We start from the raw sequence: 7051 nt of genomic DNA, 5'->3' as shown, positions 1-7051 counted from the left end.
CGCCCGCCGCGCTCAACCGCCGCGCAACGCCCGTATGTTCACCTCAACTGCGCCGCATGCGCCCTCCCGCGCAGCGGGTTCGTGCTTCCACCAAATGCGACATTTCAGATGCCAATATTAGTTTCTCGTCCGACCACGATTTACCGACCGGTGACGCTGAATATGGCGCTTATCGATCATTCAACTCAGTACATTATGCCACAAGTGTCATGACTGGGAGAAAGCGAGCCATGTCAGCAACGCTAGCGCCGATCAACGATGTTGGATTGTCAACTCTATCGAGTGTTATGACGTTCAGCGCAATGCACGCCTTCTCGCCAAAGATGGCGGACGATATCTTTGCCATTAAATATCCATAATGGATTAAAATAACTGGGTAAGTCTCATTGACTGACGTCGCTCGAGAAACCGAGACCAACATTGTGCTGCCGCATACCAAAATCGATATGGAAGCTTGACTCACGACCGATGGCCTCTGGCACAGCTGGCGCGGTTCAAAACGCCCACGGAGCCCCAGGTTCGCGACATAGTCTTCAAGTTCATCGGCCAGCAGCATCCCGCGCTCCTGCAGCTACCATGCCGCAGCCCTCGCATTCATCAATCAGCGCGCTGGTGGGAGCTTAAATCGTCAACCGAGGCGATTGTGCAGCTGCTCTCCCTAAAGATTAATCCGTTAAAGTGTTCGACTACTGATAAGGGTTTTTATAACCAAAATCTCTCACCAAGCGGATATTCTTCGCTTTGCTGCAGTCTATTAAAAATCGTTTCAAAACTCGTTTATCGCCATCATCAATAATTAGAGTTAGTCCACCCTCAAAACACGCTTTCTCCGCCGCCTCATGGCCAACCGGGTCTCCGATTTGATTAGAGATATTAAATTTAATGTTTGCCTTCGTAAGAACCGCGATCAATGAACCAACGCTGTGGAAACTCCTATTTTCAATATCAGCAGGAAACGTGGTTGGCGTGTTTTCCTCCGAGTTATTTTGCCTCACGGCAGGAGCGCCTCCTGTACACCCTGCTACGACAATTAAAGGCACGAGCCAAACTATTCTCGACATTGAACACCTCTCCTGCAAAGGTCGACCGAGTAGGCCGGCAATGGTAGCGTTCCCGTATTAGGCGGCCTTGGGGAGCCTGTAATCTGCTCATAGGCCGTTCCCGCCACGGAGTTTGAGTTTTGCTGAATAAGGCGATAATCTAAATTGGCGCCATTTACAGAATTGGTGTAATCGCGGGCTCCAGCCACGATGCTTGAGAAGTCTCCTTTAACCGTTGCTGTGCCGAGCGTAACCGTGTTGGATTTCCCGTATGCGTCGACGTCTGCACTCTGGCTAAGTGGTTTCGTTTCGGCGATGAGTCCCAGGCCAGCTCCGCCGCTTGCCTTTGAACTACTCGCTTGTGACTGTTCGCCCGAGAGCCCCGAAGACACTCCAGAGCTGGCGGCGGTGGTGCTGCTGCTGCTGTTGCTACTGCTGCTGCTCCCTCCTGAGGCTGAAGAGCCCGAAGCGCTAGCTGCAGCCGGTGAGAGGTAATTAGCAAGATAGTCACCGTTGGGTCCGCCGCGAACGATCACAACCCGAAGGTGATTATCGGCATCCCGAAGAACGACAAACGCGTGAACGCCGTTCTTTTGAAGTGAAACCTCCGCGTCCTGTCCGGTCGAGTCATGTTTGTTGACTGGATCGTTTGCGACATAGGCGTACAAATTGACCTGATCCTTGTATCCAACTGGATCGGTCTGCAGGAAGCGTCCCAAGGTCGGCGAGTAGATCCGCGCCTTATAGTGGTACATTCCGAGCTCTTGCAGCCAGACCTGTCCAGTATATTGGAACCGGCCGAACTGCCCCGGCGCTAGCGTTCCGTAGCCATTGGGGATGCCGTATTCGTCATAGGCGTTGATTGCGACCGGATTGCCTGCGCAGTCGGCCTGCGCCACGATCGAGCCTTGGGCATCCGGGTGCAACACCCGCGTTTGCGAGCAGCTTAGAGCAGCGCCAGCGTCGGCCAGGATCGGTTCGTCTGGGCCAGCGCCATGAGCATAGCGCATCAGCATCGCGCCAGCGGAATTATACTCCGCAACCAGCGCATCGCCATCGTAGAGGAATCGCGTGTCCGCCCCCCCGCCGGCTACCCGATACAACCGACCAAGCGGATCGTAAGTCAGCGTAACTCCGCCACTCTTTGTGATCAGCCGATTTTCGACATCATAGCCAAATACATTGCCGGCACCGTCCGAAGTCAGGTTGCCGTTCGCGTCATAGGTGAACGTCGCCGGGCCACCTGACGTGTATTGGTTGAGTCCATTGACCGCGTAACTCCGGCTGACGTCGGTATAGCCACTGAACGCATAGGCATTGTTCGACCGTGTCTTGCTGACGATCTGGTTCGCCGGATTATAGCCGTAGCCCGAGGTCGTGTTCGATGTGCCCGAGCTGAACGCCTGCGCCTCTGATTCCAACCGCGAGATTGGATCGTAGCTGTAGGTGGTTGAGCTGCTTGCCCGCCCGGTTTTCGCGCGGCGCCCCTGAGTATCATAGACTATGTTCAGGAACGGCACCGCTCCACTTGCCGGCGTGTACCAGCTTGCAAAATTCATCCGGTCAAGGCCGTCATAGCCATAATTGAAATAGACGCCGTCTGGATGCGTGACGCGCGTTCGGTTGCCGTCCCTATTGTACTGATAGGTAAGAGTCCGCAACGTCCCGCCTTGGCTCGAGGTGACAGAAGCCAACTGGCCAAAGCCGTCATAGATATTGGTCAGTCCTTCGCCCGTCGGTGACCCGAACCGCGCATAGGTTTGCAAGCCGCGTGGATCGTAGGCGTAATAGACATCAGCGGCTGTCCCACCGGGAATGTCCTTCAGTATCATTCGATTAAGAGCATTATAGATATAACCAATAACCTGCCCGTCTCGCTTACGAAATGTAAGGCGATTTCCGTTCGAGTCATAAGTATAGGCTTCATAATCGGTCGCGCTTTCCGCGCCGACCACCATTTTATTTGGAAAATTCCATCGGATTTGTCGGTCAAATCCGTCCCAGGCCATCGCAGCTTTGTTTCCATTGGCGTCTATAACGCTCATCTGCTTGCCATTTGGCGTATACGCATATGTGGCATAATCCTGCTGCAGACTTGTGCCGTACGCTTTTTGCAATTTAAGAATTTGGCCTGCAGCGTCGTAAACATTTTTCGTGATCCGGTCCGCTCCCTGCGCGCCTTCGGCGCCCAACACGCACGCTGACGATGGCAGTGATCCAAATGCCGCAGTGTTCATCCGAACTGCAGTACATTCCAGCCGCCCAAAGCTGTCATAACTGAACTGAGATACGGAATACACCGCGCTATCTTTCATTGTCCTTTCTGTCGTCTTGCGACTGAGGGCGTCATAGGTCGTTTCTACCTTTTGAAAGACCGAAAATTCCGCCCAGCTGGCAGGCGCTATACTATCGGACTGCCAATTCGCCAACTCGCCCTTTTCCACTTTGATGACATTACCTCGCCCATCATAGCTATTACGGATTGCTGCAAAACGTAACAAGCCGGATCCATCCGCATCCGGGCTTATAACGCCCGTGGCACGACCCCGACTGTCGTAACGATACCCCGTGGTATAGGGAGAATCCGAGGCTTGTGCACGCGCTATCGGCCCACTCAACAAAAGCGCAAAATGGGAGGCTCCGATGAGCCTGCGGATCGTAGTGCTTTTCATGGAATCTCCCCCCTACATGCAGGCTGCCAGGCCAGCATTTGGCCGGGTTTCAGAAATCTTCTCGCCGAAATAGTTATAGCTATAACAAGTCAGGTGTGTCCGAGCTATCCCGGAGGCATCCAACGCTGTGACTGAAACGCCTCTTAAATTGAGATTATTGACTCCCGTTGGAGGACCATAATCATATTGGGCGACAGTATCCGTACCTCCGCCCGCGCACGCAGACGTAGTATCACACGTGACGATCTTAACCGGCAGCGAGATAGGCGGGCCTGCAGGGACAAGATTTGCAGAGGCATCCAGCACGAAAGCCGTGCGCAGTTCGTAAGTGTATACCTTTTTAAGCCGCGGAGCGCCGACTGACGGAGCCGGAGCAATCTCCTCCAAAATTTGCCCTCTTAAGTTATACGAATAATTCGACGTTCCGCCTTTTGGATCGACCATTGTCATTGGCTTATTGCAATACGCCTGAGTGCTCGCAGAACACGAGGGCGGGTAGGTATATTGCGTTACCTGTTGCGGCAAACCGCTTGCTGGCTTAGCCGAAACCACGCGAGCTATTACATTGTAACGACTGTCGTACTGTAGCATCTCGCCGTTGCCTTCCGGATAAGTAGTTCCGGAAACCTCCTGTAGCTGGTTTCTGCTAAACGTCGTCTCCCGCCCCAATCCGTCCCCAGAATACATAAGAGCTCGTCTTGCAGAACCCCACTCCGGTATGGGTCGGACCGCTCTGGTATAGTTATTTTGCTGACCGCTTATTGTTACCCATGTAGTAAGATAAAATGCGAGATTATACGGGTTCGATCCCCACGATCCATATTTATTTTTTACTGTAAAATACGAGGCCAGAATATCGCCCTTCTGGACAGACTTAACAAAGATGTCGTCGTGAACGTCTCCTTTCTTTTCATATGTTATCGAATATACAGGCGCACTAGAGTCGGGCAAAGCTACTGACGTCGGATACCAGCGATACCACGAAGGCGGGTCGGGGCACTGAGAACCGTTTTGCAATGTAATACAGATGCGCTCGTAATCAAAGGCATACATCTGCTGAAACGTATACTTGGTCACGCCGCCGTCAGCATCGCTCACTATTCGGATGCCACCTAAGGAATCCACCGAGGCTTTACGCGTTTGTAGAAGGCCAGCACAGGATATTGCACTCGTTAAATCGCAGTAATTCTTGGATAGGTTAATAGCTTGAATATCTAGGTGAAGCCCAGAATTAATAAATTTTAACATATAACCGAAGTTATTAACTATTGACCGTTTAGTTCTGTCCTTATCCTCAAATGACATGGAAGTGGAAAGTCCGACGAAACGAACTTGCCGTCCGTCTGGATAAGTAACATTTGTATCAGTCCCGAAATCTATTTGAATACCGAACTTATCAGTAAATAAATAATGCCCGCCCGAACTGACTAGCGTGGAGCCAGTGGAATACTGACTAGTCAGCGGAGCGGTAGTCCCAGTATCCTTTCGAAAGGTATCCCCTATGCCGTTGTACTCGACGGTGTAATAGTCATAATAGTTAAGACTTCCCTCCTTCCTGATTTGATTATAAGATAGCCGGGGAATGCCGTTTTGCTGGAAATCGCTGCCGTCTACCGGGCCATAAGAAACAGACAACGCAACTTCGTCCGCTCCGCCAATCCTGATTTGATCCGTCGCAGAAAGCGAAAACCGTCCTGTTTTCCGCTCAACCATAAAATCATCGACGACCTTCTGCACGATTCTTGGTTGCGTAACTTGACCACGAGCAGGTCCAGTTAAGAGCATGGCTAAAGTCAAGACTACGAAATAGTAAGTTGGGTTTTTCAGCTCGGGATGCTCGCCACGCAGGTGGTTAAACATGCGCCTTCCTCTCAGATCTGTCGGTGGTTTGATCGTTTGATACGGCCTTTCCATCAAGTTGTAATTCATGTTCAAACCGGGTGGACCACCTGAGAGTGGAGTATTATTTTGGCTAAATAGATGATGCATCATTTTTAAACTCGCCAGATCTTGATAGTAAGTGAGGCTGATGATCCAATAGCTAGTTGATCATAGTCATACTACGCCAATATGCCTCGTTCGAACTCTCGCCATGCGCTAACTTTCATCCTGATGTTGGCGTCGGTGTTGGACAAGGGACGGGCGTCGTCGTGGTTACGTCATACCGGACGCGATTACCCGCGCGATCAAAACAGGTTCCTGTTTGCCGGATCGAATTTGGCCCCCCGCTTAGCACGGACCCTGTCAGTCGACCAAGGGCATCATAGCTATAGATGGTAGTTTCCTGCGCTGTCGCGATCGCAGCGCAGCCGATCAACACTGCGCCGCCAGTGACAAGCAGAAGTCCGTGTTTCCGTGCCATGTCGTTTTCCTTAAGTTAGAGAGTAGTATGCTGCTTACACTTCAATTCATCCGGCCGACCTTAGTCTTCGAGATTCCGAAAATTTCAACCACAGTTGTTATTGCTGTCAGGCATACCGTCGTGCCGCTTTCTAGCGACTGTAAAGGGGACGACGTCGAACAGAGAGGTGATCACCCTGATCTTGTATTCGCGAACTGCGGTTGCTGTGTTGTCGATTATAGAGATGTTCTGCTTCTCGTTGTCTTAACTCGATAGTCTTCCGCATTTGTTTCAAGCCTTGGCTGGGATCTTTGCTCGCTTCGTCACAAGTATTGACCGCGTGACCTAGGTTTCTCCGCCATCGCTTGTTTCGGGGTCCATTGGAAGCCGCCTGGTCAGGATAATGCTACTCACGGGACGCGTCCTTTTAGCAGTCCAGCGACCCGCTCATCTGTGCCGGTGTGGAGCGGACTGGCGGAAAGGCATCGCACCGAAGGATACCTCTTAGGGAAGTTGGCGCTGGCAGGCGCGAAGCGGCAACTCGGGCTGATGGCGAAGTTTGCGGTCCATGGGTAACCGGCCGCTTATGGCAGTCAACGGCGTGTGATTGGTGGACCATCCCTTGAGGCCCTTCCCGGCGTTGTAGGTCCGCCCGCACGGCCGGCACGCCGCGGCCCTTGAAGCTATAGTCGGTTATTGGGATCAACCTGCCGGTCCGGACTTTCGAGGCTCGGTCCGCAAAGAGCGGCGTTCGAACCCTGTCGGCCGCTGAAACAAGAACGAACTTGCCTGCCACAATACGGTGCATTGCCAGGATCGTGGCGAATGCCTCGAGCCTCCCCGCTGCCCCACCACGCCCAGCACCCGGCCGCTGCCTATACGAATCGCTGTCGATGTTCTCAGTCTCCTAGTGGATTGATTCCAACGTTTGGTGCCCGCGCCTGACAGCTGCGATAATGTGATCGGGATCGGCCTTCCAGACGAACGGTCGTGGTTCT

Annotated in this window: 4 protein-coding genes; 1 reads left to right on the top strand and 3 read right to left on the bottom strand. The window is 52.6% G+C overall.

Annotation, left to right across the window (positions count from 1 at the left end; all coding sequences use genetic code 11):
* A partial coding sequence (locus ACVWZA_RS21730; protein WP_457313531.1) for a hypothetical protein occupies positions 1–359 on the top strand: 359 nt, incomplete at its 5' end.
* A 327-nt stretch (positions 360–686) separates the two neighbouring features.
* Here ACVWZA_RS21730 and ACVWZA_RS21725 read toward each other — a convergent pair.
* The 3 genes from ACVWZA_RS21725 to ACVWZA_RS21715 are packed head-to-tail and all read right to left on the bottom strand — an operon-like array spanning position 687 to position 5572.
* The gene (locus ACVWZA_RS21725) at positions 687–995 is read right to left on the bottom strand and encodes a hypothetical protein (protein ID WP_457313530.1); all 309 of its coding nucleotides are present in this window, start codon (positions 993–995) and stop codon (positions 687–689) included.
* A 53-nt stretch (positions 996–1048) separates the two neighbouring features.
* Positions 1049–3712, bottom strand: a complete 2664-nt coding sequence (locus tag ACVWZA_RS21720) for an RHS repeat domain-containing protein (protein WP_457313529.1) — start codon at positions 3710–3712, stop codon at positions 1049–1051.
* 12 nt (positions 3713–3724) lie between these two features.
* Positions 3725–5572, bottom strand: a complete 1848-nt coding sequence (locus ACVWZA_RS21715; protein WP_457313528.1) for a hypothetical protein — start codon at positions 5570–5572, stop codon at positions 3725–3727.
* Between the last annotated feature and the right edge of the window lie 1479 nt (positions 5573–7051).

The sequence above is a fragment of the Sphingomonas sp. UYAg733 genome (genome assembly GCF_054057355.1).
Note: the sequence above shows the minus strand (reverse complement) of the source record. Positions and strands in the feature narration are given on the sequence as shown.